The 24,932-nt window shown below is 57.9% G+C and carries 24 protein-coding genes; 19 read left to right on the top strand and 5 right to left on the bottom strand.

Going from position 1 to position 24,932, the window contains the following annotated elements; genetic code table 11:
- Nucleotides 1-3: 3 nt before the first annotated feature.
- Both gmhB and V8J63_RS02590 read left to right on the top strand, forming a co-directional pair.
- Complete coding sequence (gene gmhB, locus V8J63_RS02595; RefSeq protein ID WP_162999871.1) at nucleotides 4-543, top strand: D-glycero-beta-D-manno-heptose 1,7-bisphosphate 7-phosphatase; 540 nt, start codon at nucleotides 4-6, stop codon at nucleotides 541-543.
- An 83-nt stretch (nucleotides 544-626) separates the two neighbouring features.
- A complete protein-coding gene (locus tag V8J63_RS02590; RefSeq protein WP_071173920.1) occupies nucleotides 627-1,406 on the top strand; it encodes a lysophospholipid acyltransferase family protein in 780 nt (259 codons plus the stop codon).
- A gap of 170 nt (nucleotides 1,407-1,576) precedes the next feature.
- On the opposite strand, the gene V8J63_RS02585 is transcribed toward V8J63_RS02590, so the two are convergent.
- Nucleotides 1,577-3,112: a sensor histidine kinase gene (locus tag V8J63_RS02585; protein WP_336463533.1), complete on the bottom strand. Its 1,536-nt coding sequence runs from the start codon at nucleotides 3,110-3,112 to the stop codon at nucleotides 1,577-1,579.
- 164 nt (nucleotides 3,113-3,276) lie between these two features.
- Between V8J63_RS02585 and V8J63_RS02580 the strand changes: the two genes are divergently transcribed.
- On the top strand, nucleotides 3,277-3,996 hold the full coding sequence (locus V8J63_RS02580) for a response regulator transcription factor (protein WP_073470814.1): 720 nt from the start codon (nucleotides 3,277-3,279) through the stop codon (nucleotides 3,994-3,996).
- Between the two features lie 56 nt (nucleotides 3,997-4,052).
- On the opposite strand, the gene gyrB is transcribed toward V8J63_RS02580, so the two are convergent.
- From gyrB to dnaA, 4 genes are read right to left on the bottom strand one after another with little or no spacing between them, the layout of a single operon-like run.
- Entirely contained in the window at nucleotides 4,053-6,470 is a 2,418-nt protein-coding gene (gene gyrB / locus V8J63_RS02575) for a DNA topoisomerase (ATP-hydrolyzing) subunit B (RefSeq protein WP_024014948.1), read from the bottom strand.
- 5 nt (nucleotides 6,471-6,475) lie between these two features.
- Nucleotides 6,476-7,579: a DNA replication/repair protein RecF gene (gene recF / locus V8J63_RS02570; RefSeq protein WP_016772389.1), complete on the bottom strand. Its 1,104-nt coding sequence runs from the start codon at nucleotides 7,577-7,579 to the stop codon at nucleotides 6,476-6,478.
- Nucleotides 7,580-7,593: 14 nt separating this feature from the next.
- A complete protein-coding gene (dnaN, locus tag V8J63_RS02565; protein WP_336463532.1) occupies nucleotides 7,594-8,697 on the bottom strand; it encodes a DNA polymerase III subunit beta in 1,104 nt (367 codons plus the stop codon).
- A 39-nt stretch (nucleotides 8,698-8,736) separates the two neighbouring features.
- Nucleotides 8,737-10,260, bottom strand: a complete 1,524-nt coding sequence (gene dnaA, locus V8J63_RS02560) for a chromosomal replication initiator protein DnaA (RefSeq protein WP_130888862.1) — start codon at nucleotides 10,258-10,260, stop codon at nucleotides 8,737-8,739.
- A gap of 566 nt (nucleotides 10,261-10,826) precedes the next feature.
- Between dnaA and rpmH the strand changes: the two genes are divergently transcribed.
- The 16 genes from rpmH to atpG all read left to right on the top strand — a co-directional run bounded on the left by rpmH (nucleotide 10,827) and on the right by atpG (nucleotide 24,926).
- Nucleotides 10,827-10,961, top strand: coding sequence for a 50S ribosomal protein L34 (rpmH, locus tag V8J63_RS02555; protein WP_003213577.1), 135 nt, complete (start codon nucleotides 10,827-10,829; stop codon nucleotides 10,959-10,961).
- Nucleotides 10,962-10,977: 16 nt separating this feature from the next.
- The gene (gene rnpA / locus V8J63_RS02550) at nucleotides 10,978-11,379 is read left to right on the top strand and encodes a ribonuclease P protein component (RefSeq protein ID WP_024014946.1); all 402 of its coding nucleotides are present in this window, start codon (nucleotides 10,978-10,980) and stop codon (nucleotides 11,377-11,379) included.
- Nucleotides 11,372-11,617, top strand: a complete 246-nt coding sequence (gene yidD / locus V8J63_RS02545; protein WP_027901580.1) for a membrane protein insertion efficiency factor YidD — start codon at nucleotides 11,372-11,374, stop codon at nucleotides 11,615-11,617. Before rnpA ends, yidD begins: the two co-directional genes overlap by 8 nt.
- A gap of 2 nt (nucleotides 11,618-11,619) precedes the next feature.
- Nucleotides 11,620-13,299, top strand: a complete 1,680-nt coding sequence (gene yidC / locus V8J63_RS02540) for a membrane protein insertase YidC (protein ID WP_130888861.1) — start codon at nucleotides 11,620-11,622, stop codon at nucleotides 13,297-13,299.
- A gap of 81 nt (nucleotides 13,300-13,380) precedes the next feature.
- Nucleotides 13,381-14,748: a tRNA uridine-5-carboxymethylaminomethyl(34) synthesis GTPase MnmE gene (mnmE, locus tag V8J63_RS02535; protein ID WP_130888860.1), complete on the top strand. Its 1,368-nt coding sequence runs from the start codon at nucleotides 13,381-13,383 to the stop codon at nucleotides 14,746-14,748.
- 552 nt (nucleotides 14,749-15,300) lie between these two features.
- Nucleotides 15,301-17,199, top strand: coding sequence for a tRNA uridine-5-carboxymethylaminomethyl(34) synthesis enzyme MnmG (mnmG, locus tag V8J63_RS02530; protein ID WP_122603541.1), 1,899 nt, complete (start codon nucleotides 15,301-15,303; stop codon nucleotides 17,197-17,199).
- Nucleotides 17,196-17,840 (top strand): 16S rRNA (guanine(527)-N(7))-methyltransferase RsmG, encoded by a 645-nt coding sequence (rsmG, locus tag V8J63_RS02525; protein WP_123441912.1) that lies wholly within the window; start codon nucleotides 17,196-17,198, stop codon nucleotides 17,838-17,840. Before mnmG ends, rsmG begins: the two co-directional genes overlap by 4 nt.
- An 18-nt stretch (nucleotides 17,841-17,858) precedes the next feature.
- A complete protein-coding gene (locus V8J63_RS02520) occupies nucleotides 17,859-18,656 on the top strand; it encodes a ParA family protein (protein ID WP_016772400.1) in 798 nt (265 codons plus the stop codon).
- 9 nt (nucleotides 18,657-18,665) lie between these two features.
- Nucleotides 18,666-19,538, top strand: a complete 873-nt coding sequence (locus tag V8J63_RS02515) for a ParB/RepB/Spo0J family partition protein (protein ID WP_007960777.1) — start codon at nucleotides 18,666-18,668, stop codon at nucleotides 19,536-19,538.
- Between the two features lie 148 nt (nucleotides 19,539-19,686).
- Entirely contained in the window at nucleotides 19,687-20,094 is a 408-nt protein-coding gene (locus V8J63_RS02510) for a F0F1 ATP synthase subunit I (RefSeq protein WP_042607990.1), read from the top strand.
- Nucleotides 20,095-20,110: 16 nt separating this feature from the next.
- Complete coding sequence (gene atpB / locus V8J63_RS02505; protein ID WP_016772402.1) at nucleotides 20,111-20,980, top strand: F0F1 ATP synthase subunit A; 870 nt, start codon at nucleotides 20,111-20,113, stop codon at nucleotides 20,978-20,980.
- Between the two features lie 133 nt (nucleotides 20,981-21,113).
- The gene (gene atpE / locus V8J63_RS02500; protein ID WP_003097235.1) at nucleotides 21,114-21,371 is read left to right on the top strand and encodes a F0F1 ATP synthase subunit C; all 258 of its coding nucleotides are present in this window, start codon (nucleotides 21,114-21,116) and stop codon (nucleotides 21,369-21,371) included.
- A gap of 58 nt (nucleotides 21,372-21,429) precedes the next feature.
- On the top strand, nucleotides 21,430-21,900 hold the full coding sequence (locus V8J63_RS02495) for a F0F1 ATP synthase subunit B (protein WP_016772403.1): 471 nt from the start codon (nucleotides 21,430-21,432) through the stop codon (nucleotides 21,898-21,900).
- A 12-nt stretch (nucleotides 21,901-21,912) separates the two neighbouring features.
- Nucleotides 21,913-22,449 (top strand): F0F1 ATP synthase subunit delta, encoded by a 537-nt coding sequence (locus V8J63_RS02490; RefSeq protein WP_016772404.1) that lies wholly within the window; start codon nucleotides 21,913-21,915, stop codon nucleotides 22,447-22,449.
- 21 nt (nucleotides 22,450-22,470) lie between these two features.
- Nucleotides 22,471-24,015, top strand: coding sequence for a F0F1 ATP synthase subunit alpha (gene atpA, locus V8J63_RS02485; RefSeq protein ID WP_016772405.1), 1,545 nt, complete (start codon nucleotides 22,471-22,473; stop codon nucleotides 24,013-24,015).
- A gap of 50 nt (nucleotides 24,016-24,065) precedes the next feature.
- Nucleotides 24,066-24,926 carry a F0F1 ATP synthase subunit gamma gene (atpG, locus tag V8J63_RS02480; RefSeq protein WP_007911960.1) on the top strand — a complete coding sequence of 287 codons (861 nt, stop codon included), beginning with the start codon at nucleotides 24,066-24,068 and terminating at the stop codon, nucleotides 24,924-24,926.
- Nucleotides 24,927-24,932: the final 6 nt, after the last annotated feature.

Raw genomic sequence — 24,932 nt, 5'->3', positions numbered from 1 at the left:
GGATTGCTGTTGAAACTGCTGATTCTCGATCGTGACGGCGTGATCAATTACGACTCCGATGCCTACATCAAGTCGGTGGAGGAGTGGATTCCGCTGCCCGGCTCGATCGAAGCGATTGCGCAGTTGAGCAAGGCCGGCTGGACGGTGGCGGTGGCCACCAACCAGTCGGGCATTGCTCGCGGCTATTACGACCTCGCCACCCTCGAGGCCATGCACGCGCGCCTGCGCGAGCTGGTCGCGGAGCAGGGCGGCGAAGTCGGTCTGATCGTGTATTGCCCGCATGGCCCGGACGAAGGTTGCGATTGCCGCAAACCGAAACCGGGAATGCTGAAAGCCATTGCCGAGCATTACACGGTGCCGTTGACCAACGTCTGGTTCGTCGGCGACAGCCTTGGTGACCTGGAGGCCGCCAAAGCCGTCGATTCACAGCCAGTTTTGGTGAAGACCGGGAAAGGCGAAAAGACTCAGGGCAAAACCCTGCCGGTTGGCACTCTGATTTTTGACGATCTGGCGGCGATAGCCGCAGAACTTATCCACAACTAGAGTACTTCTGAATTTCCTGGCCAGGGATTGCTCGGGAGTGCGCTTGAACAGTCGGGCATTGCCCCGTAACGGTAACCGTCGCCATGTCGATACTGCGGGCCTTCAGAATCTTTCTTTTCTACCTGCTGCTGGGCACAACAGCGTTGCTGTGGTGCAGCCTGAGCTTTTTTATCGCGCCGTTTCTGTCCTTCAAGGCGCGCTATCGTTTCATCAACGTGTACTGGTGCCGTTGCGCCCTGTGGCTGACCAAGGTTTTCCTCGGCATCCGCTACGAAATCAAAGGCGCGGAAAACGTGCCGGACCGGCCCTGCGTGATTCAATCGAACCACCAGAGCACATGGGAGACGTTCTTTCTCTCCGCTTATTTCTCGCCATTGAGCCAAGTACTCAAGCGCGAATTGCTTTACGTGCCGTTCTTCGGCTGGGCCATGGCCATGCTGCGCCCGATCGCCATCGACCGCGACAACCCGAAGGCAGCGCTCAAACAGGTCGCGGCTAAAGGCGACGAGCTGCTCAAGGACAACGTCTGGGTGCTGATCTTTCCGGAAGGGACACGAGTCCCGTACGGCACCGTTGGGAAGTTCTCCCGCAGTGGCAGCGCATTGGCGGTGAATGCGGCGCTTCCGGTGCTGCCGATTGCACACAATGCCGGCAAATTCTGGCCAAAAATCGGCTGGGGCAAACAGGCCGGAGTGATCACCGTGGTCATTGGCGAACCGATGTATGCCGAAGGCAGCGGGCCGCGCGCCATCGCTGATCTCAATGACCGTGTGCAGGCGTGGAACGAGAAGACCCAGCGCGATATGGGCTCGCTGCCACCGGCGCCACAGGCACCGGCCGCGAGTGATCAACTGGCTGTCTGAATTTTGTGGATAACCTGTGTACGCTTTTGCTTCAAAAGTCCGTGATCGTTTTGTAACTTATTGATTTTCATCGATATTTTTAAATCGATAAGTTGAACGAAATCCGTGCATAAGTTTTATTCGGATGTAAAAAAACCGGTCGTTATAGCCGGTTTTTTTGTGCCTCTTTTTCATTCAGAAATCAGCGGCAAATCGATGCGGAATGTGGTTCCCGCGTCGACCACGCTGCGACACTCGATTGTGCCGCCATGATGATCAATCACGGCTTTGACCATCGACAGACCCAGGCCCACACCGTCGATGCCCTGGGCGGAGGAGAAACGCCGATACTGGCTGAACAGGTCAGGCAATTCATCGGCGGCAATGCCCTTGCCCTGATCGGACAATTCGCAGCGCAGCCACTGCCCATCACAGCTGACCGTCAGTTGCACCGTGCTGTCTGCCGGGCTGTACTTGATCGCGTTTTCCAGCAGATTGAACAGGGCGCGAGTCAGCAATCCCTGATCGGCCAGAATCAGCCGCTCCTGACATTCCTCATCAACTTCGTTGAGCAGCTCGATGCGTTTCTGCTGGGCGATGGGCAGGGCCTGATCGAGGACGTCCAATACCAGCATCGCGAATAATGTCGGGCGGAACTGGTAGGTTTCGGATTCAGCGCGCGCCAACAAGACGAAACCATCGGTCAGATCCAGTGCGCGGCGCACCTGACGCTCAATCTGCTCGAATAACGGCGCATCAGCGCCGGCCTGATGACGATGCACATCCAGCAGGGCGAGGATCGCCGAATGGGGCGCGCGCAGGTCATGAGAAAGAAAACGCAGCAGGACGCCGCGCTGCTCCTCGGCCGCACGCTCGGCACTCAAATCCGTCAGGCTGAGCAGCCAACCGATCGGCGTGTCGCCGTCGACCGGCAGCAGCGCCGCTCTTTCCAGGCGCAGGCTGCGCTCCTTGTGATCGCGAAATTCCAGCAGCGGCAGGGTGGCCAGCGGCGGTCGCGGCGCTGTGGATAATTCCGGATAGCCGAGCCGCGCCAGTTGCTCGAGTACGTCATCGCCCACCAGCGGATCCTCGAACAACTCGCGCGCCTTGCGATTGCCCAGCAGGATCTTGCCCTGCGGATCACTAATCAGCGTCGCCACCGGCAGGTACTCCAAGCCATCGGCAATGAACCGCCGGGTGTCGCGGGTACGGCTCATGGCTTGTTCGAGCGCCATGATCTGGCCCTGCAAACGGTCGGCACCGGTGAAGCGGGTCCGGCGGCGTTCAGGGAAGACTTTCGGTTCGCTGTCCAGACGTGCCAGCTCCCAGCCGAAGTAGGTCAGCACCACGCTCAGGCGTCGCCAGTTCCAGATCAGGTAACCGAACAACATCCCCAGGGCTGCTGGCGTTGGCGACCACCAGTAGCGGACTTCGGCCAGGAGGGCGCTGGCTATCAGCGCACAGGCCATGCCGATCAAGGTGACCCACAGCGCCCAACGCGGCCGCCACAGCAATAATCCCAGCACACCGGCGACCATCGCCACGGACAACAGCGCGCCGGGCGCTGGCGAGGGATTGTGCAGATTGATCTGGGCGCGATAAGACAACAAGGCAGTCAGCGGCAACAGCACTAGACTTATCCACAACCACTCGCGCACCAGCCGGCGGAACAGACGCTGGACCTGGCTCGGCTCACGACTTTCACGTCGGCGTTGAGTGTTATGCATGAGGCACAGGGCAGGGCAGTGGGAATGGTTTCATAGGTCTCAGGTCTGAGGCGTAGACCCGAAGAATCATAGCGGACGTCGACCAACGACGGGCTGCTTCTTTCATCGCGGCCGGGGAGTCGCTATTGTCGACATCCCAGCCCCAGCGATAAGGAACACCGCCGATGCGCGTTGCCATTCTGGACGACGAACCCGCCGAACTGCGCCGGGTCGAGCAGACCCTGGAGCAAATGGCCGAAGCTGGCGAACAGCCGTGGTCACTGCACAGCTTCGAGCGCGGCGAAGACTTGTTGCGCCAGTTGCGCCGGGAAACCTTCGACCTGTTGATTCTCGATTGGCAACTTCCTGATCTCACGGGCCTGGCACTGCTGCGCTGGACCCGCGAACACATGGACGCGCCACCCGCTGCAATCATGCTCACCAGCCGCGATGGCGAGAGCGATATCGTTCAAGCCTTGAATGCCGGGGCCGACGATTATGTCAGCAAGCCGTTTCGCCCCAATGAGTTGAAGGCGAGGGTGGCTGCGGTATTGCGTCGGCATAGCCAACCGCGCAGCGCGGCGGGCGAAATACAGACGTTTCACGATCTGACTTTCGACGACGCCGAACTGACCGTCACCCGTGAAGGCAAACCGATCCTCATGACCGAACGCGAATACCGCTTGGCGCGCTGCCTGTTCAGCAACCTGGGGCGGCCATTGTCGCGGGATTATCTGTACGAGCGCTTCTGGCCGAACGAAGAGACGACTTCCTCGCGGCCACTGGATACGCACATCTACCGATTGCGCAACAAGCTCGGGCTGACAGCGGATCGGGGTTGGCAGTTGCTGACGATTTATGGGTATGGGTATCGGTTGGAGAGTGTCGGCACTGGGAATGAGTGAGGCAAAAAAAACCCCGGCATTGGCCGGGGTTTTTCATGAGCGGGTAGCAATCAGGATCAGAAATCCAGGTTGGAAACCGCCAACGCGTTGCTTTCGATGAAGTCTCGGCGAGGTTCGACCGCATCACCCATCAGGGTGTTGAAGATCTGGTCTGCCCCGATGGCGTCTTCGATGGTGACTTTCAGCATGCGGCGCACGCTTGGGTCCATGGTGGTTTCCCACAGCTGATCAGGGTTCATTTCGCCCAGACCTTTGTAGCGCTGGATGGTGTGGCGCTTGGTGCTTTCGGCCATGAGCCAGTCGAGGGCTTCCTTGAACTCGGTAACGGCTTTCTTGCGCTCGCCACGCTGGATGTACGCGCCTTCGTCGAGCAGGGTGCTCAGTTGCGCGCCCAAGGTGACAACAGTTTTGTAGTCGTTGCTGCCGAAGAAGTCGCGGTTAAAGGTGACGTAGTTCGACAGGCCGTGGGAGATCAGTTCGACCTCTGGCAGCCAGACGCCACGTTCACGGTCTTCGCGCAGGCTGGCCTTGTAGACCAGGCCGGACTTCTCGTTGGTGCGCAGGCGGACTTCGTACTGGGCCAGCCACTCTTGCATTGCTGCGTGGTCGCCAAGGGTTTCGAGGCTGACGGCCGGCAGGTAGATGAAGTGCTCGGTCAGCTCCTGTGGGTACAGGCGCGACAGACGCTTGAGGGTCTTCATGACCATGCGGAAGTCGTTGACCAGACGTTCCAGCGCTTCACCGGAAATGCCCGGGGCTTCTTCGTTCAGGTGCAGGCTTGCATCTTCCAGGGCCGACTGCGTCATGTACTCTTCCATGGCGTCGTCGTCTTTGATGTATTGCTCTTGCTTGCCTTTCTTGACCTTGTACAGCGGTGGCTGGGCGATGTAGATGTAGCCACGCTCGATCAGCTCCGGCAGCTGACGGAAGAAGAAGGTCAGCAGCAGGGTGCGGATGTGCGAACCGTCGACGTCAGCATCGGTCATGATGATGATGTTGTGATAGCGCAGCTTGTCGATGTTGTACTCTTCGCGACCGATGCCGCAGCCCAGCGCGGTGATCAGCGTGCCCACTTCCTGGGAAGAGATCATCTTGTCGAAACGCGCTTTCTCGACGTTGAGGATCTTGCCCTTCAACGGCAGGATCGCCTGGGTCTTGCGGTTACGTCCCTGCTTGGCAGAACCGCCCGCGGAGTCACCTTCCACCAAGTACAGTTCGGACAGCGCCGGATCTTTTTCCTGGCAGTCGGCGAGCTTGCCCGGCAGGCCGGCGATGTCCAGCGCGCCTTTGCGGCGGGTCATCTCACGGGCCTTGCGCGCAGCTTCACGGGCACGGGCGGCGTCGATCATCTTGCCGACTACCAGCTTGGCTTCGTTCGGGTTCTCCAAGAGGAAGTCGGAGAAGTATTTGCCCATCTCCTGCTCGACCGCAGTCTTCACTTCGGAAGACACCAGCTTGTCTTTGGTCTGCGAGCTGAACTTCGGATCCGGCACCTTCACCGAAATGATCGCGGTGAGGCCTTCACGGGCATCGTCACCGGTGGTGGCGACTTTGTGCTTCTTCGCCAGACCTTCCTGCTCGATGTAGTTGTTCAGGTTACGCGTCAGTGCCGAACGGAAGCCCACCAGGTGGGTGCCGCCGTCGCGCTGCGGAATGTTGTTGGTGAAGCACAACAGGTTCTCGTTGAAGCTGTCGTTCCACTGCAGGGCGATTTCCACGCCGATGCCGTCTTCACGCTGGATGTTGAAGTGGAACACCTGATTGACCGCGGTCTTGTTGGTGTTCAGGTATTCAACGAACGCACGCAGGCCGCCTTCGTACTTGAACAGCTCTTCCTTGCCGCTGCGCTCGTCCTTGAGGACGATGCCGACACCGGAGTTGAGGAAGGACAGTTCACGAATGCGCTTGGCGAGGATGTCCCAGCTGAAGTGAATGTTCTTGAAGGTTTCGCTGGAAGCCTTGAAGTGGATCTGGGTACCGGTGGTTTCGCTGTCGCCAACGATGGCCATCGGTGCCTGAGGCACGCCGTGAACGTAAGTCTGTTCCCAGATCTTGCCACTGCGGCGAACGGTCAGTACCAGCTCTTCGGACAGTGCGTTCACTACCGAAACACCTACACCGTGCAGACCGCCGGAAACCTTGTAGGAGTTGTCGTCGAACTTACCGCCAGCGTGGAGGACGGTCATGATGACCTCGGCGGCGGAAACGCCTTCCTCTTTATGCACGTCTACCGGGATGCCACGACCGTTGTCTTTAACGGTGATGGACTCGTCCGGGTGGATGATGATGCTGATGTCGTCGCAATGGCCGGCGAGGGCTTCGTCGATCGAGTTGTCGACCACCTCGAACACCATGTGGTGCAGACCGCTGCCATCGTCGGTGTCACCAATGTACATACCGGGACGTTTGCGTACGGCATCCAGGCCTTTCAGCACTTTAATGCTCGTTGAGTCGTACGTATTTTCTTCGCTCAATGCCTTCACTCCCGATGGTCGTGGGTCTGGGTGATACGGCCCTGTTCCACGTGGAACAAAGCGACTGGCGTTTCCGTCTGCCAGCCTTCCCTCAGTAATTCGTGATCTACACAGGTGATGAACACCTGGCAGCGTAAGTCTTCCAGCAAGCGGCACAGCGCGCGACGGTGGCTCTCGTCCAGCTCGGACGGCAAGTCATCCACCAGATAAATACACTGTCCGCGGCGGGCCTGGCTGACCAGGTGCCCTTGGGCAATCCGTAGTGCACAGACCACAAGCTTCTGCTGACCCCGGGACAGGATGTCCGCGGCATTGTGTGCGCCCAATCTGAGACGCAAATCAGCTCGTTGCGGTCCGGCCTGGGTGTGCCCCATCTGCTGGTCCCGTTGCACGGAACCGGCGAGTACGGCGCTCAATTCGCGGTCCTTGTCCCAGCCTCGGTAATAGCTGAGCGTCAAACCCTCGAGCTCAACCAGTTCGCTCAAGGTCTGTTCGAAGACCGGTTTCAAGGCTGTGATGTAAGCGCGGCGGTATTCATCGATTTCAGCGCTGGCCTGGCACAGTTCCCTGTCCCAAACCGCTTGCGAAACGGCGTCAAGTGTACCATGCCGCAGCCAGGAGTTTCTCTGGCGCAGCGCCTTCTGCAAACGCTGCCAAGTGGCCATGAAACGCGGTTCAACGTGGAACACACCCCAGTCGAGAAACTGCCGGCGAATCTTTGGCGCTCCTTCCAGCAGACGGAAGCTGTCCGGGTTGATCAACTGCAACGGCAGGATCTCCGCCAGCTGCGCAGCGCTACGGGCGTTCTGGCCATCGATGCGAATCTGGAACTCGCCCTGACGGTCGCGAGAAATCCCCAGCGCACTGTGCCCGCCTTCAGCCAGCTCAACCTGACCAAATACAGTACAGGCGAGCTGTTCGTACTGAATGACGGGCAACAGCCGCGTGCTGCGAAACGAACGGGCAAGCCCCAGCAGATGAATGGCTTCCAGAACACTGGTTTTGCCGCTGCCGTTGGCGCCGTAAAGAATGTTGATGCGGGGGGAGGGGGAGAAGGTCACCGGGTGCAGATTGCGCACCGCGGTGACCGAAACACGACTTAACGACATTCAGGATCAGCTGATTACAGACGCATCGGCATGACAACGTAAGCCGAGTCGTCATTGTCGGACTCTTGCACCAGCGCACTGCTGTTGGAGTCGGACAGGATCAGGCGAACCTGCTCAGTGGTCATCACGCCCAGCACGTCGAGCAGGTAGCTGACGTTGAAGCCGATCTCCAGCGAGCCGCCGTTGTATTCAACACCCACTTCCTCTTCCGCCTCTTCCTGCTCCGGGTTGTTGGCCTGGATCTTCAACTGACCGCTGGCCAGCTGAAGACGGATACCGCGGTACTTCTCGTTGGACAGAATCGCCGTACGGCTGAAGGCTTCACGCAATGCCTGACGATCGCCGAGTACCAGTTTGTCGCCACCTTTCGGCAGGACGCGCTCGTAATCCGGGAATTTACCGTCGACCAGTTTCGAGGTGAAAGTGAACTCGCCCGTGGTGGCGCGGATGTGATGCTGACCGAGGACGATGCTGACATTGCCGTCCGGCTCGGTGAGCAGACGCGCCAGTTCGAGGATACCTTTGCGCGGTACGATCACCTGATGACGATCCGGCTGACCGATATCGGCCTGCATCGAGCACATCGCCAAACGGTGACCGTCGGTGGCCACGGCGCGGATCACACCAGCGGAAACTTCCAGCAACATGCCGTTGAGGTAATAACGCACGTCCTGCTGGGCCATGGCGAAGCTGGTGCGTTCGATCAGACGACGCAGTTTGCTCTGCTCCAGGCTGCACGTCAGTGAGCCCGGGCCTTCTTCAACAGTCGGGAAATCGTTGGCCGGCAGGGTCGACAGGGTGAAGCGGCTGCGGCCGGCCTTCACCACCAGTTTCTGCTCGTCGACCTTGATATCGATCAGCGCGTCGTTGGGCAGGCTTTTGCAGATGTCCATCAGCTTGCGCGCCGGCACGGTGATAGAGCCAGTTTCGGCCGGCTCTTCGAGTTCCACACGACCGACCAGCTCGACTTCCAGGTCGGTACCGGTCAGCGACAGTTGCTGGCCTTCGACGACCAACAGCACGTTGGACAGTACCGGCAAGGTCTGTCGGCGCTCGACGACGCCTGCGACCAGTTGCAGGGGTTTCAACAGGGCTTCGCGTTGAATGGTGAAATGCATGGTCTAGTCCCTTGCCTTAATAAGCTGCGCTGGTGTTCATCAAGTGGTCAGTGTACGCAGCAGGTTCTTGTAGTCCTCGCGGATGTCCGCGTCGGATTCCTTAAGTTCGTTGATCTTGCGGCAGGCGTGCAACACGGTGGTGTGGTCGCGGCCGCCAAACACATCGCCGATTTCCGGCAGGCTGTGGTTGGTCAGTTCCTTGGACAACGCCATGGCGACCTGACGCGGACGAGCCACCGAGCGCGAACGGCGCTTGGACAGCAGGTCGGAAATCTTGATCTTGTAATACTCGGCGACGGTGCGCTGAATGTTATCCACAGAGACCAGTTTGTCCTGCAACGCCAGCAAGTCTTTCAGGGATTCGCGGATCAGCTCGATGGTGATGTCGCGGCCCATGAAGTGCGAGTGGGCGATAACCCGTTTCAGCGCACCTTCCAGCTCACGGACGTTGGAGCGGATGCGCTGGGCTATGAAGAACGCGGCATCGTGAGGCAACTCGACTTTGGCCTGATCGGCCTTCTTCATCAGGATCGCCACGCGGGTTTCCAGTTCCGGCGGCTCGACGGCAACCGTCAGGCCCCAACCGAAGCGGGATTTGAGGCGTTCTTCAAGGCCTTCGATTTCTTTCGGGTAGCGGTCACTGGTGAGAATGACCTGCTGACCACCTTCAAGCAGCGCGTTGAAGGTGTGGAAAAACTCTTCCTGGGAACGCTCCTTGCGGGCGAAGAACTGAATATCGTCGATCAGCAAGGCGTCCACCGAACGGTAGAAACGCTTGAATTCGTTGATCGCGTTCAGTTGCAACGCCTTGACCATGTCGGCCACAAAGCGCTCGGAATGCAGGTACACGACCTTGGCATTCGGATTCTTCTTTAATAGATGGTTGCCCACCGCGTGCATCAAGTGGGTTTTACCCAGGCCGACGCCGCCATAGAGGAAGAGCGGGTTGTAACCGTGCTTGGGATTGTCCGCCACTTGCCAGGCCGCCGCACGGGCGAGCTGGTTGGATTTACCTTCAACGAAGTTTTCGAAGGTGAACGTGCGATTCAGGTAACTGGTGTGCTTGAGCGCACCTTCTACCTGCACGGTGCGCTGCTCGGCGCGAACCGGGGCCTGCTGCGAAGCAGCGCCCGCCATCGGGTCGAAGCTGTCGCGGGAAGGCTCTTCACTGACTTCAGCGGCTTTCTGTGTGGAACGCTTGGCCGGAGCAGGGGCTGGCGTCGGTGCCGGATTGCTCGCTGGCACATTATTGGCCCGCGCCTGAGCAACCTGCGCGGCCGCCAGTGGCGCATTGGGTGCGGCACGAGGTGCCGAGCTGCGTTTGCTGCCTATTAACAAGGACAGCGCCGGCGTCGAGCCATTGCCGTGCTCATCCAGCAGTTCAAGGACGCGGCCCAGGTACTTTTCGTTGACCCAGTCCAACACGAAACGATTCGGTGCGTAGACGCGCAACTCGTCGCCTTCGGCTTCGACCTGTAGTGGACGGATCCAGGTGTTGAATTGTTGGGCAGGCAGCTCTTCGCGCAAAAGCTCCACGCACTGCTGCCAAAGTTCCACTGACACGGATATCCCCTAAGTTGAAAGCCGGTGAGGCAAAAACAAGCGGCCATTGTAGCGGCGAGCGGTTCACTTATCCACATGCAGGTAGGTCCATCACCATCATTAATCAGTGCGTTAACGCATTAAAAGGCGACCAACGGCGTGTGAATAAGACCTGTGGATAACCGCCTCTGAGAGCACTGGACAACTGGGGGCTAAACCCGGTGGATAACCATCCTGTGGATAACCAGCCATTTCACGCACAGCTTATCCGATAGCGCAGCACAGGCTGAACACGGTTTTCCACTGTAGTTGTCATTCTCTGTACATCCCGTGGAATAAGGCTTCATGGCAGTTATCCACAGAAGATGGCGTGTCTAGCTTTTACAAGCTTTACAGAAAAGCTTTAAATAATTCCCTTCTTTATTTCTATATCTGGCTGACAGGCGTTCAAGCTAAAAACCTGCCCGGATCTATTTATAAGGAAACGCTGGTTGGAAATTGACCTGAAGGCTTGCTTTCTCTAGAATCCCCGGTCTCTTAAAACGGGGGCCATTCCGGCCCGTTGTGGACGAACCAGGTAACACGACATGAAACGTACTTTCCAACCAAGCACTATCAAACGCGCTCGTACCCACGGTTTCCGTGCTCGCATGGCTACCAAGAACGGCCGCGCAGTCCTGTCGCGTCGTCGCGCCAAAGGTCGTGCGCGTCTGGCAGTTTGATAATCCGGTACTGGAGGTGAGTCAGGACTTCAGTCGGGAAAAGCGTCTGCTTACCCCCCGGCATTTCAAGGCAGTCTTTGACTCCCCTACCGGCAAGGTTCCGGGGAAAAATCTCCTGCTCCTTGCACGCAACAACGATCTTGATCACCCCCGTCTCGGGCTGGTTATCGGGAAAAAGAGCGTAAAGCTCTCCGTTGAGCGCAATCGCCTCAAACGTCTGATGCGCGAATCGTTCCGTCTGCACCAGGATTCACTGGTCGGCTGGGACATCGTTATCGTCGCGCGCAAAGGTTTGGGTGATGTAGAAAACCCCGAATTGATTCAGCATTTCGGCAAACTCTGGAAGCGTCTGGCACGCAACAAGCCCGTTCCGGCAGTCAAAACCGAAACTGTAGGGGTAGACAGTACCGATGCGTAAACTGGCCCTCGTTCCGATCCAGTTTTATCGCTATGCCATTAGTCCTTTAATGGCCAGCCACTGTCGCTTCTACCCCAGTTGTTCCTGCTACGCGTATGAAGCCATTGAAAATCATGGCCTTCTGCGCGGTGGCTGGCTGACCTTTCGTCGTTTAGGTCGCTGTCATCCGTGGAATCCCGGTGGTTATGACCCGGTTCCACCTGTCCCTACCTCCCGTTCTTCTTCGATGGCCGAGTAATCATGGATATCAAACGCACGATCCTGATCGTCGCCCTGGCAATCGTGTCCTACGTCATGGTTCTTAAATGGAACCAGGATTATGGCCAGGCTGCCCTGCCGACTCAGAATGTTGCTTCCAGTACGACTACATCCGGTTTGCCGGACACCGCCACTGGCACAAATGCCGCCAGTGACGATATTCCGCGCGCCGCCAGCGATACCAGCGCACCTGCCGAAACGCCGGTCGCCGCCAGCAAGGATCTGATTCAGGTCAAGACCGATGTGCTCGATCTGGCGATCGATCCGCAGGGTGGCGACGTTGCGCAACTGACTCTGCCTTTGTATCCACGTCGTCAGGATCGTCCTGACGTTCCGTTCCAGCTGTTCGATAACGGCGGCGAACGTGTATATCTGGCGCAAAGCGGTCTGATCGGTACCAACGGCCCGGATGCAAACCCGGCCGGTCGTCCGGTTTATTCCTCGGAGAAGAAGGTTTACCAACTGGCTGACGGTCAGGATCAACTCGTTGTTGACCTGAAACTCAGCAAGGACGGCGTCAACTACATCAAGCGTTTCACCCTGAAACGTGGCCTGTACGACGTCGCTGTCTCCTACATTGTGGATAACCAGAGCACTCAGCCCTGGAACGGCGCAATGTTTGCCCAGTTGAAGCGCGATGCCAGCGCTGATCCTTCGTCGACCACTGCTACTGGCACCGCGACTTACCTGGGCGCTGCCCTGTGGACAAGTTCCGAGCCGTACAAGAAAGTGTCGATGAAGGACATGGACAAGGCGCAGCTCAAGGAAACCGTCACCGGTGGTTGGGTAGCCTGGCTGCAGCACTACTTCGTGACCGCGTGGATTCCGGCCAAGGGCGAAAACAATATCGTCCAGACCCGTAAAGACAGCAAAGGCAACTACATCATCGGTTACACCGGTCCTACTCTAACCGCTGCTCCAGGTGCGAAAGTTGAAACCAGCGCTGTGCTGTACGCCGGTCCGAAAAGCCAGGCTGTGCTGAAAGAGTTGTCCCCAGGTCTGGAACTGACCGTCGACTACGGCATTCTGTGGTTCATTGCCCAGCCAATCTTCTGGCTGCTGCAACACATCCACGCCATTGTCGGTAACTGGGGCTGGTCGATCATCTTCCTGACCATGCTGATCAAAGGGATTTTCTTCCCGCTGTCGGCCGCCAGCTACAAATCGATGGCGCGCATGCGTGCCGTGGCTCCGAAACTGGCTGCGCTGAAAGAGCAACATGGCGATGACCGGCAGAAAATGTCGCAAGCCATGATGGAGCTGTACAAGAAAGAGAAGATCAATCCACTGGGCGGCTGCTTGCCAATCCTCGTGCAGATGCCGGTCTTCCTGTCGCTGTACTGGGTTCTGCTGGAAAGCGTGGAAATGCGTCAGGCGCCGTTCATGCTGTGGATCACTGACCTGTCGATCAAGGATCCGTTCTTCATTCTGCCGATCATCATGGGCGCAACCATGTTCATCCAGCAGCAGCTGAACCCGACGCCTCCGGATCCGATGCAGGCGAAGGTCATGAAAATGATGCCAATCATCTTCACCTTCTTCTTCCTGTGGTTCCCGGCGGGTCTGGTGCTGTACTGGGTTGTGAACAACTGCCTGTCGATTGCACAACAGTGGTACATCACGCGTAAGATCGAAGCGGCGACGAAAAAAGCCGAGGCGTAACTTGCACTGTGGATAACACCACTCAAAACGCCCCCTAGTGGGGCGTTTTGCTATCTGCCACTTTTGTCTGGATGCCGCTTTATGAGCACACCCCGTGAAACCATCGCCGCTGTCGCCACCGCTCAAGGGCGCGGCGGTGTGGGCATCGTCCGTATTTCCGGGCCGTTGGCCAGCATGGCGGCAAAAGCCATCAGCGGCCGCGAGCTGAAACCGCGTTACGCCCATTACGGGCCGTTTTTCAGTGACGACCGGCAAGTGCTGGATGAAGGTCTGGCTTTGTATTTCCCGGGGCCGAACTCGTTCACCGGCGAAGACGTGCTGGAACTCCAAGGCCACGGCGGCCCGATCGTGCTGGACATGTTGCTCAAGCGCTGCCTGGAACTGGGTTGTCGTCTGGCCCGTCCTGGGGAATTCAGCGAGCGCGCCTTCCTCAATGACAAACTTGATCTGGCCCAGGCCGAGGCAATCGCCGATTTGATCGAAGCCAGTTCTGCCCAGGCTGCGCGCAATGCGCTGCGTTCATTGCAGGGTGCGTTTTCCCAGCGTGTGCATAACCTGACCGAGCAACTGATCGGCTTGCGTATCTACGTCGAAGCCGCCATCGACTTCCCGGAAGAGGAAATCGACTTTCTCGCCGACGGCCATGTGCTGAGCATGCTCGACAAAGTACGCGATGAGTTATCCACAGTATTGCGCGAAGCGGGGCAGGGCGCGTTATTGCGTGATGGCATGACCGTCGTCATCGCAGGCCGGCCGAATGCCGGTAAATCCAGCCTGTTGAATGCCTTGGCCGGTCGCGAGGCTGCCATCGTTACCGAGATTGCCGGCACCACGCGGGATATCCTGCGCGAACATATCCACATCGACGGTATGCCGTTGCACGTTGTCGATACCGCAGGCCTGCGTGACACCGATGATCGTGTGGAAAAAATCGGTGTTGAACGGGCCTTGAAAGCCATTGGTGAAGCGGATCGGGTTTTACTGGTGGTCGATGCGACCGCACCAGAGGCACTGGATCCTTTTGCCTTATGGCCAGAATTTCTCGAGTCTCGACCGGACCCGGCGAAGGTCACCCTTATCCGCAACAAAGCCGATCTGACCGGTGATGCGGTTTCTCTGGAGACCAGTGACGACGGCCACGTGACCATCAGTCTCAGCGCCAAGTCCGCCGAAGGCCTCGATCTGCTGCGGGACCACCTCAAGGCGTGCATGGGTTACGAGCAGACTTCGGAAAGCAGCTTCAGCGCACGTCGCCGGCATCTGGAAGCACTGCGTCACGCCAGCGCGGCACTGGAACATGGCCGCGCGCAACTGACCCTGGCCGGGGCAGGCGAATTGCTCGCCGAAGATCTGCGCCAGGCTCAGCATTCCCTGGGTGAAATTACCGGGGCGTTCAGCTCTGATGATTTGCTCGGAAGGATTTTCTCCAGCTTCTGCATCGGCAAATAACCCTCCTGCTATTCACAGACAGGTCCATTCGCGACCTGTCTGCTTCCCTCTTTTCTAAAATCCTCCAAGAGTGCCGGGCTGATTTTTTCTCCCTGAGCGGTTTTCGGCTGCCTGGTACCTCTTCGTCCATCAAATTTTTGTGGACTAAGCCCTGTGAATAACTGCCACTGAGGGCAGTTGATAACAGGGCCTCAAAACTGGAGATAACCCACGCTGTGGATAACCACCCCTTTCATCCACAGGCTTAAACCGGTTATCCAATGGCCTCATTGCCACATGAGCACAGAGTTTTGGATCTCTGTACATGTTGAAAAACAAGGCCTGTAGCGATGTATCCACAGAAAGGTGGTTCAGTAAGAATAAACATAAAAACAAAGGTTTTATAAATTTCTCTCTTTTTTATTCTTTTAACCTTGAGTTCTCCACAGCTGGTTAAATTTTGTGCAAAGGGTTCTTTAGAAAGGGCGAAGTCCCTATACTTGCCGACCAGGTCCAGAAACCTGAGCTCAACTATTTCCTGAATGACCTACTTAAGCAGGCACGAGGTGCGTGGTGGATTTCCCTTCCCGTTTTGAAGTGATCGTCATCGGCGGCGGTCATGCCGGTACCGAGGCAGCACTGGCGTCAGCTCGCATGGGGGCAAAAACCCTGTTGCTGACGCATAACGTGGAAACCCTCGGCGCCATGAGTTGCAACCCGGCCATCGGTGGCATCGGCAAAAGCCATCTGGTCAAGGAAATCGATGCCCTAGGCGGCGCGATGGCCATGGCTACCGATAAGGGCGGCATCCAGTTTCGCGTGTTGAACAGCCGCAAGGGTCCGGCCGTACGGGCGACCCGTGCGCAAGCCGACCGGATTCTCTACAAGGCAGCTGTACGCGAAATTCTGGAAAACCAGCCGAACCTGTGGATATTTCAACAGGCTGCTGACGACCTGATCGTCGAGCAGGAGCAAGTCCGTGGTGTGGTTACACAGATGGGGCTGCGTTTCTTCGCCGATTCCGTGGTGTTGACCACCGGTACCTTCCTCGGCGGACTTATCCACATCGGTTTGCAGAATTTCTCCGGCGGTCGGGCCGGTGATCCACCGTCGATTGCTCTGGCCCACCGTTTGCGTGAGTTGCCCTTGCGTGTCGGGCGTCTGAAAACCGGCACGCCGCCGCGTATCGATGGCAAGTCTGTGGATTTCTCTGTGATGACCGAGCAGCCGGGCGATACGCCGATTCCGGTGATGTCGTTCATGGGCAACAAGGAACAGCATCCCCGTCAGGTCAGTTGCTGGATCACCCATACCAATGCGCGTACCCACGAAATCATCGCGGCGAACCTCGATCGTTCGCCGATGTATTCCGCTGCCGGGGAGATCGAAGGCGTCGGCCCGCGTTATTGCCCGTCGATCGAAGACAAGATTCATCGCTTTGCCGACAAGGAAAGCCATCAGGTGTTCATCGAACCGGAAGGTCTGACCACCCATGAGCTGTATCCGAACGGGATATCCACAAGCCTGCCGTTCGACGTGCAATTGCAGATCGTGCAATCGATCCGCGGCATGGAAAACGCACACATCGTGCGTCCGGGTTATGCGATCGAGTACGACTACTTCGATCCGCGCGACCTGAAGTACAGCCTGGAAACCAAAGTCATCGGCGGTCTGTTTTTCGCCGGGCAGATCAACGGCACCACCGGTTACGAAGAAGCTGGCGCTCAAGGTCTGCTCGCCGGGGCCAACGCTGCACTGCGCGCGAAGGGCAAAGAAGCCTGGTGTCCGCGCCGCGATGAAGCGTACATCGGCGTTCTGGTCGACGACCTGATCACCCTCGGTACCCAAGAGCCGTACCGCATGTTCACGTCCCGAGCCGAGTACCGCCTGATTCTGCGCGAAGACAACGCCGACCTGCGTCTTACCGAAAAAGGTCGCGAGCTCGGTCTGGTCGATGACGCGCGCTGGGCGGCCTTCTGCAAGAAACGCGAAAGCATCGAGCTTGAAGAACAGCGCCTGAAAAGCACCTGGGTGCGGCCGAACACCCCGCAGGGCGATGCGATTGCCGAGAAATTTGGCACGCCGCTGACTCACGAGTACAACCTGCTCAACCTGTTGAGCCGTCCGGAAATCGATTACGCCGGTCTGGTCGAAGTGACCGGGCAGGGCGCGGAAGATCCACAGGTCGCCGAGCAGGTCGAGATCAAGACCAAGTACGCCGGTTACATCGACCGCCAACAGGACGAAATCGCCCGTCTGCGCGCCAGCGAAGACACGAAATTGCCTGTGGATATCGATTACACCAACATCTCGGGTCTGTCCAAGGAGATCCAGAGCAAGCTCGGCGCCACACGTCCCGAGACTCTGGGCCAGGCTTCGCGGATCCCGGGCGTGACCCCGGCAGCGATTTCGCTGTTGATGATTCATTTGAAAAAACGCGGCGCGGGCCGTCAGTTGGAGCAAAGCGCTTGAGTGCCAAGGTCACTTCGCAACATGCCGAAGAGTTATCCACAGGAGCCCGCGAGCTCGGTGTCAATCTCACAGAAACCCAGCACGCATTGCTGCTGGGTTATCTGGCCCTGTTGATCAAATGGAACCAGGCCTACAACCTGACCGCCGTGCGCGATCCAGACGAAATGGTTTCGCGGCACTTGCTCGACAGTCTCAGCGTGATGTCGTTCATCGAAAACGGTCGCTGGCTCGATGTCGGCAGTGGCGGTGGCATGCCTGGTATTCCGCTGGCAATCCTTTATCCGGACTCGCAAGTGACCTGTCTGGACAGCAACGGCAAGAAAACCCGCTTCCTGACTCAGGTCAAACTGGAGCTGAAGCTGGATAACCTGCAAGTTATCCACAGTCGCGTAGAAGCCTTCCAGCCTGCGCAGCCATTCAACGGGATCATTTCCCGGGCATTCAGCAGCATGGAAAACTTCACCAACTGGACTCGCCACTTGGGCGATGCCGATACACGCTGGCTGGCAATGAAGGGCGTTCATCCGGCCGATGAGCTGGTAGCATTGCCGGCAGATTTCAAACTCGATAGCGAACACGCCCTGGCCGTCCCCGGTTGCCAAGGCCAACGCCATCTGCTGATACTGCGCCGCACGGCATGATTGGGAACACAAGCAAGAATGGCTAAGGTATTCGCGATAGCGAACCAGAAGGGTGGTGTGGGCAAGACCACCACCTGCATCAACCTCGCAGCATCCCTGGTCGCGACCAAGCGCCGGGTGCTGTTGATCGATCTCGATCCACAGGGCAACGCCACCATGGGTAGCGGTGTGGATAAACATGGTCTGGAAAACTCGGTCTACGATCTGCTGATCGGTGAATGCGACCTCGGCCAGGCGATGCACTTCTCCGAGCACGGCGGTTATCAACTGCTGCCGGCCAACCGCGATCTGACCGCGGCCGAAGTGGTGCTGCTGGAAATGCAGATGAAGGAAAGCCGTCTGCGCAGTGCGCTGGCGCCGATCCGTGACAACTACGACTACATTCTGATCGACTGCCCACCGTCGCTGTCGATGCTCACGCTCAACGCACTGGTCGCCGCTGACGGGGTGATTATCCCCATGCAGTGCGAATACTTTGCGCTGGAAGGTTTGAGCGACCTTGTGGATAACATCAAGCGCATCGCTGAACTGCTCAATCCGAACCTGAAAGTCGAAGGCCTGCTGCGGACCATGTACGACCCGCGCCTGAGCCTGATGAACGATGTTTCGGCGCAGCTCAAGGAACACTTCGGCGATCAGCTGTACGACACGGTGATCCCGCGCAACATTCGCTTGGCCGAAGCACCGAGCTACGGCATGCCGGCGCTGGCTTACGACAAGCAATCGCGTGGCGCTCTGGCCTATCTGGCTCTGGCGGGCGAGATGGTTCGTCGTCAGCGCAAAAATTCACGCATTGCTGCTGCTCAGCCAACTTAAGGAATCCCCATGGCCGTCAAGAAACGAGGTCTCGGACGTGGACTGGATGCACTGCTGAGTGGTCCGACGGTCAGCGCGCTGGAAGAACAAGCCGCGCAGGCCGACACCCGCGAACTGCAACACCTGCCGCTGGACCTGCTGCAGCGCGGCAAATATCAGCCGCGCCGTGACATGGACCCGCAGGCCCTGGAAGAGCTGGCGCAGTCGATCAAGGCTCAGGGCGTGATGCAGCCGATCGTGGTACGCCCGATTGGCGGCGGTCGGTTTGAGATCATTGCCGGTGAACGCCGCTGGCGCGCCAGTCAGCAGGCCGGGCAGGAAACCATCCCGGCGATGGTTCGCGATGTGCCGGATGAAACCGCCATTGCGATTGCGCTGATCGAGAACATCCAGCGTGAAGACCTCAATCCGATCGAAGAAGCCGTCGCCTTGCAGCGCTTGCAGCAGGAATTCCAGCTGACTCAGCAGCAGGTCGCCGAGGCTGTGGGTAAGTCGCGGGTGACTGTGGCTAACCTGTTGCGACTTATTGCACTGCCTGAAGTGATCAAGACGATGCTGTCGCACGGTGACCTGGAAATGGGTCACGCGCGTGCCTTGCTCGGTCTGCCGGACAATCAGCAGGTCGAAGGGGCGCGACATGTTGTCGCACGAGGGCTGACTGTGCGCCAAACCGAGGCACTGGTTCGCCAGTGGTTGAGTGGCAAACCGGAGCCTGTGGAAGCTGCCAAACCCGACCCGGACATCGCTCGCCTCGAGCAGCGTTTGGCCGAGCGCCTAGGCTCTGCGGTGCAGATTCGCCATGGCAAGAAGGGCAAAGGCCAATTGGTGATTGGTTATAACTCGCTCGACGAGCTTCAAGGTGTGCTCGCACACATCCGCTGAAACATTTCCTCATGTAGCGCGCAGTCGGAAATCACTACCTGACAGTTGAATAGGGGCAGAACCGCCCCTATACTCTGCGCGCATTTTGTCGGCACAAATTATGCCAAGTTATTGAATTTCGGCAGCCGACCATTGGAGAGCAACTGTGATGGAAACCCGCACGCCAAACCGCTTGCCTTTCCATCGCCTGGCGGTTTTTCCGGTGTTGATGGCTCAATTTGTCATTCTGCTCATTGCCGCTTTGGCGCTCTGGCAATGGCATGGAGTCGTTGCCGGATACTCGGGACTTTGCGGAGGCCTGATAGCCTTGCTGCCCAATGTTTATTTCGCTCACAAGGCATTTCGGTTTTCCGGCGCCCGAGCAGCCCAGTCCATCGTCCGGTCTTTTTATGCCGGCGAGGCAGGCAAACTTATTTTGACGGCAGTGCTGTTTGCACTGGTGTTCGCAGGTGTGAAGCCACTGGCGCCGATCGCAGTATTCGGCGTGTTCGTGCTGACGCAGTCGGTCAGCTGGTTCGCTCCCCTGCTGATGAGAACAAGACTTTCGAGACCTTAGGGCGTTTGAGGCAACCATGGCAGAGACAACCGCTTCGGGCTATATCCAGCACCACTTGCAGAACCTGACTTTCGGTCAGCTACCCAACGGCGGCTGGGGCTTTGCCCACACCGCAGCAGAGGCCAAGGAAATGGGCTTCTGGGCTTTCCACGTCGATACCCTCGGCTGGTCGGTCGCGCTGGGTCTGATCTTCGTTCTTCTTTTCCGCATGGCGGCGAAGAAAGCGACGTCGGGTCAGCCGGGTGCCTTGCAGAACTTCGTTGAAGTATTGGTCGAATTCGTCGATGGCAGCGTGAAAGACAGCTTCCATGGCCGTAGCCCGGTGATTGCACCGCTGGCGCTGACCATCTTCGTCTGGGTGTTCCTGATGAACGCCGTCGACCTGGTACCGGTCGACTGGATTCCTCAGCTGGCCATCCTGATCTCCGGCGATGCCCACATCCCGTTCCGCGCCGTGTCGACTACCGACCCGAACGCGACTCTGGGCATGGCGTTCTCGGTGTTCGCACTGATCATTTTCTACAGCATCAAGGTCAAGGGCATCGGCGGCTTCATCGGCGAACTGACCCTGCACCCGTTCGGCAGCAAGAACATCTTCGTTCAGGCCCTGCTGATCCCGGTGAACTTCCTGCTGGAATTCGTCACCCTGATCGCCAAGCCGATCTCTCTGGCTCTGCGTCTGTTCGGCAACATGTATGCCGGCGAGCTGGTGTTCATTCTGATCGCTGTGATGTTCGGCAGCGGCCTGCTCTGGCTCAGCGGCCTGGGCGTTGTTCTGCAGTGGGCGTGGGCTGTATTCCACATCCTGATCATCACCCTGCAGGCGTTCATCTTCATGATGCTGACCATCGTCTACCTGTCGATGGCGCACGAAGAAAACCATTAAGACCAGTCTCGACTAGTCTGATGTTCCTCCCGGTCAAACGGGAGGGAGCTCCTTGCGGGGCAGCTGAAACGATTTGTTTTACCGCTTTAATCTAAAAAACCTAAACCATACGACGTAAAAGTCGGGAGGAAAGATGGAAACTGTAGTTGGTCTAACCGCTATCGCTGTTGCACTGTTGATCGGCCTGGGCGCACTGGGTACCGCAATTGGTTTCGGCCTGCTGGGCGGCAAGTTCCTGGAAGGCGCAGCGCGTCAGCCAGAAATGGTTCCAATGCTGCAAGTGAAAATGTTCATCGTTGCCGGTCTGCTCGACGCCGTAACCATGATCGGTGTTGGTATCGCTCTGTTCTTCACCTTTGCGAACCCGTTCGTTGGTCAGATCGCTGGCTGATTACTCGGATCTTCCGGGTAATTTGGTGTGATGGACAACGTAACTGCGAGGTGTTGGCGTGAACATTAATGCGACCCTGATTGGCCAGTCCGTTGCGTTCCTGATTTTTGTACTGTTCTGCATGAAGTATGTATGGCCTCCGGTCATCGCTGCTCTGCACGAACGTCAAAAGAAGATCGCTGATGGTCTGGACGCTGCCAGCCGTGCAGCTCGCGACCTGGAGTTGGCCCAAGAGAAAGCGGGTCAGCAACTGCGCGAAGCGAAAGCTCAGGCAGCTGAAATCATCGAGCAAGCCAAGAAACGCGGTAACCAGATCGTCGAAGAGGCTGTTGAAAAAGCCCGTATCGACGCTGACCGTGTGAAGGTTCAGGCTCAAGCCGAGATCGAACAGGAACTGAACAGCGTCAAAGACAAGCTGCGTGCCCAAGTGGGCTTGCTGGCTGTCGGCGGCGCCGAGAAGATCCTGGGTGCCACAATCGATCAAAACGCGCACGCAGAGCTGGTTAACCAACTGGCTGCTGAAATCTAAGCGAGGGCGATCATGGCAGAACTGACCACGTTGGCCCGACCTTACGCTAAGGCGGCCTTCGAGCACGCTCAGGCCCACCAGCAACTGGCCAATTGGTCAGCCATGCTCGGCCTGGCAGCAGCGGTGTCGCAAGACGACACCCTGCAGCGCGTGCTCAAGGCCCCGCGACTGACGAGCGCAGAAAAGGCCGCCACGTTCATTGACGTGTGCGGCGACAAGTTTGATGAAAAGGCACGCAATTTCATCAACGTCGTTGCCGAAAACGACCGTCTCCTGCTTCTGCCGGAGATCGCCGCTCTGTTCGACCTGTACAAGGCCGAACAAGAGAAATCGGTAGACGTTGAAGTAACCAGTGCATTTGCATTGAACCAAGAACAGCAAGACAAACTCGCCAAGGTTCTCAGTGCACGACTCAACCGGGAAGTGCGCCTGCAAGTTGCGGAGGACGCTGCCTTGATTGGTGGTGTCGTGATCCGCGCCGGCGACCTGGTTATCGATGGCTCGATTCGCGGCAAAATCGCGAAACTTGCCGAAGCATTGAAATCTTGAGTTTGAAGGGGCAGCAGAGCAATGCAGCAACTCAATCCTTCCGAAATAAGTGAAATTATCAAGGGCCGCATCGACAAGCTCGATGTGACCTCCCAAGCCCGTAACGAAGGCACTGTCGTCAGCGTATCTGACGGCATCGTGCGGATTCACGGTCTGGCCGACGTCATGTACGGCGAGATGATCGAGTTTCCGGGCGGCGTCTACGGTATGGCCCTCAACCTGGAGCAGGACTCCGTAGGTGCCGTGGTATTGGGCTCCTACCAGTCGCTGGCTGAAGGCATGAGCGCCAAGTGCACCGGCCGCATCCTCGAAGTTCCTGTTGGTAAGGAATTGCTGGGCCGCGTAGTCGATGCTCTGGGTAACCCTGTTGACGGCAAAGGTCCACTGGGCAACACCGAGACCGACGCGGTCGAGAAAGTTGCTCCAGGCGTGATCTGGCGTAAGTCGGTAGACCAGCCTGTACAGACTGGCTACAAGGCTGTCGATGCCATGATCCCTGTCGGCCGTGGCCAGCGTGAGCTGATCATCGGTGACCGTCAGATCGGTAAAACCGCTCTGGCGATCGACGCGATCATCAACCAGAAAGACAGCGGCATTTTCTGCGTCTACGTAGCCATCGGTCAGAAGCAATCGACCATCGCCAACGTGGTTCGCAAGCTGGAAGAAAACGGCGCCCTGGCCAACACGATCATCGTGGCTGCCAGTGCTTCGGAATCTCCTGCGCTGCAATTCCTGGCACCGTACTCCGGTTGCACCATGGGTGAATTCTTCCGCGACCGCGGTGAAGACGCGCTGATCGTTTATGACGATCTGTCCAAGCAGGCAGTGGCTTACCGCCAGATTTCCCTGCTGCTGCGCCGTCCACCAGGCCGTGAAGCTTACCCAGGCGACGTGTTCTATCTCCACTCCCGTCTGCTGGAGCGCGCATCCCGCGTTTCGGAAGAATACGTAGAGAAGTTCACCAACGGCGCAGTGACCGGCAAAACCGGTTCCCTGACTGCACTGCCGATCATCGAAACCCAGGCTGGCGACGTTTCCGCGTTCGTTCCGACCAACGTGATTTCCATCACCGACGGTCAGATCTTCCTGGAATCGGCCATGTTCAACTCGGGCATCCGCCCTGCAGTGAACGCCGGTGTTTCGGTATCCCGTGTGGGTGGTGCCGCTCAGACCAAGATCATCAAGAAGCTCTCCGGTGGTATCCGTACCGCTCTGGCTCAGTACCGTGAACTGGCGGCATTCGCCCAGTTCGCTTCTGACCTGGACGAAGCGACCCGCAAGCAACTTGAGCATGGTCAGCGCGTTACCGAGCTGATGAAGCAGAAGCAATACGCACCAATGTCGATCGCTGACATGGCGCTGTCGCTGTATGCCGCTGAGCGTGGGTTCCTGACTGACATTGAAATCGCCAAGGTCGGCAGCTTCGAACAAGCGCTGATCGCTTTCTTCAACCGCGATCACGCCGATTTGATGGCCAAGATCAACGTTAAAGGTGACTTCAATGACGAAATCGACGCTGGCATGAAAGCCGGTATCGAGAAGTTCAAGGCCACCCAAACCTGGTAAGCCGCAGCGGGAGCCGCGAGGCTCCCGCTTGCTAACCTGATAGGTGTTACATGGCAGGCGCAAAAGAGATTCGCAGTAAGATTGCGAGCATCAAAAGCACGCAAAAGATTACCAGCGCCATGGAAAAAGTGGCGGTCAGCAAAATGCGCAAGGCACAAATGCGCATGGCTGCTAGCCGTCCTTATGCGGAGCGTATCCGCCAGGTAATTGGGCATCTGGCCAACGCCAACCCGGAATACCGCCACCCGTTCATGATCGACCGCGAAATCAAGCGCGTCGGTTATGTCGTCGTGAGCAGTGACCGTGGTCTGTGCGGCGGCTTGAACACCAACCTGTTCAAGGCCCTGGTCAAGGACATGGCGGTAAACCGCGAAAACGGCGTCGAGATTGATCTGTGTGTAGTCGGTAGCAAGGGTGCGGCCTTTTTCCGCAACTTCGGCGGTAACGTCGTTGCAGCTATCAGCCACCTGGGTGAAGAGCCGTCGATCAATGATCTGATCGGCAGCGTCAAGGTGATGCTGGATGCCTACCTGGACGGCCGTATCGACCGCCTGTCCGTGGTGTCCAACAAGTTCATCAACACCATGACGCAACAGCCTACCGTGGAGCAGTTGATTCCACTGGTGGCAACCCCGGATCAGGATCTCAAGCACCACTGGGACTATCTCTACGAACCGGACGCCAAAGAGCTGCTTGACGGCTTGATGGTCCGTTACGTCGAGTCGCAGGTCTACCAGGCGGTGGTCGAGAACAACGCGGCTGAACAGGCTGCGCGGATGATCGCGATGAAGAACGCTACCGACAACGCCGGTGATTTGATCAGCGATTTGCAGCTGATCTACAACAAGGCGCGTCAGGCTGCGATCACCCAAGAGATCTCGGAAATCGTCGGCGGCGCTGCCGCGGTTTAACGGTTC

The sequence above is a fragment of the Pseudomonas sp. CCNWLW23 genome, assembly GCF_037095675.1.
Classification (GTDB): domain Bacteria; phylum Pseudomonadota; class Gammaproteobacteria; order Pseudomonadales; family Pseudomonadaceae; genus Aquipseudomonas; species Aquipseudomonas atacamensis.
Note: the sequence above shows the minus strand (reverse complement) of the source record. Positions and strands in the feature narration are given on the sequence as shown.

What these genes read in the sequence shown, in the direction of transcription:
- yidC (WP_130888861.1), top strand. Translation starts at nt 11,620, where the DNA reads ATGGATATCAAACGCACGATCCTGATCGTCGCCCTGGCAATCGTGTCC.
- V8J63_RS02515 (WP_007960777.1), top strand. Translation starts at nt 18,666, where the DNA reads ATGGCCGTCAAGAAACGAGGTCTCGGACGTGGACTGGATGCACTGCTG.
- atpG (WP_007911960.1), top strand. Translation starts at nt 24,066, where the DNA reads ATGGCAGGCGCAAAAGAGATTCGCAGTAAGATTGCGAGCATCAAAAGC.
- V8J63_RS02585 (WP_336463533.1), bottom strand. Translation starts at nt 3,112, where the DNA reads ATGCATAACACTCAACGCCGACGTGAAAGTCGTGAGCCGAGCCAGGTC.
- recF (WP_016772389.1), bottom strand. Translation starts at nt 7,579, where the DNA reads ATGTCGTTAAGTCGTGTTTCGGTCACCGCGGTGCGCAATCTGCACCCG.
- V8J63_RS02520 (WP_016772400.1), top strand. Translation starts at nt 17,859, where the DNA reads ATGGCTAAGGTATTCGCGATAGCGAACCAGAAGGGTGGTGTGGGCAAG.
- yidD (WP_027901580.1), top strand. Translation starts at nt 11,372, where the DNA reads ATGCGTAAACTGGCCCTCGTTCCGATCCAGTTTTATCGCTATGCCATT.
- V8J63_RS02510 (WP_042607990.1), top strand. Translation starts at nt 19,687, where the DNA reads ATGGAAACCCGCACGCCAAACCGCTTGCCTTTCCATCGCCTGGCGGTT.
- V8J63_RS02580 (WP_073470814.1), top strand. Translation starts at nt 3,277, where the DNA reads ATGCGCGTTGCCATTCTGGACGACGAACCCGCCGAACTGCGCCGGGTC.
- V8J63_RS02590 (WP_071173920.1), top strand. Translation starts at nt 627, where the DNA reads ATGTCGATACTGCGGGCCTTCAGAATCTTTCTTTTCTACCTGCTGCTG.
- rpmH (WP_003213577.1), top strand. Translation starts at nt 10,827, where the DNA reads ATGAAACGTACTTTCCAACCAAGCACTATCAAACGCGCTCGTACCCAC.
- atpB (WP_016772402.1), top strand. Translation starts at nt 20,111, where the DNA reads ATGGCAGAGACAACCGCTTCGGGCTATATCCAGCACCACTTGCAGAAC.
- dnaN (WP_336463532.1), bottom strand. Translation starts at nt 8,697, where the DNA reads ATGCATTTCACCATTCAACGCGAAGCCCTGTTGAAACCCCTGCAACTG.
- mnmE (WP_130888860.1), top strand. Translation starts at nt 13,381, where the DNA reads ATGAGCACACCCCGTGAAACCATCGCCGCTGTCGCCACCGCTCAAGGG.
- atpE (WP_003097235.1), top strand. Translation starts at nt 21,114, where the DNA reads ATGGAAACTGTAGTTGGTCTAACCGCTATCGCTGTTGCACTGTTGATC.
- atpA (WP_016772405.1), top strand. Translation starts at nt 22,471, where the DNA reads ATGCAGCAACTCAATCCTTCCGAAATAAGTGAAATTATCAAGGGCCGC.
- V8J63_RS02490 (WP_016772404.1), top strand. Translation starts at nt 21,913, where the DNA reads ATGGCAGAACTGACCACGTTGGCCCGACCTTACGCTAAGGCGGCCTTC.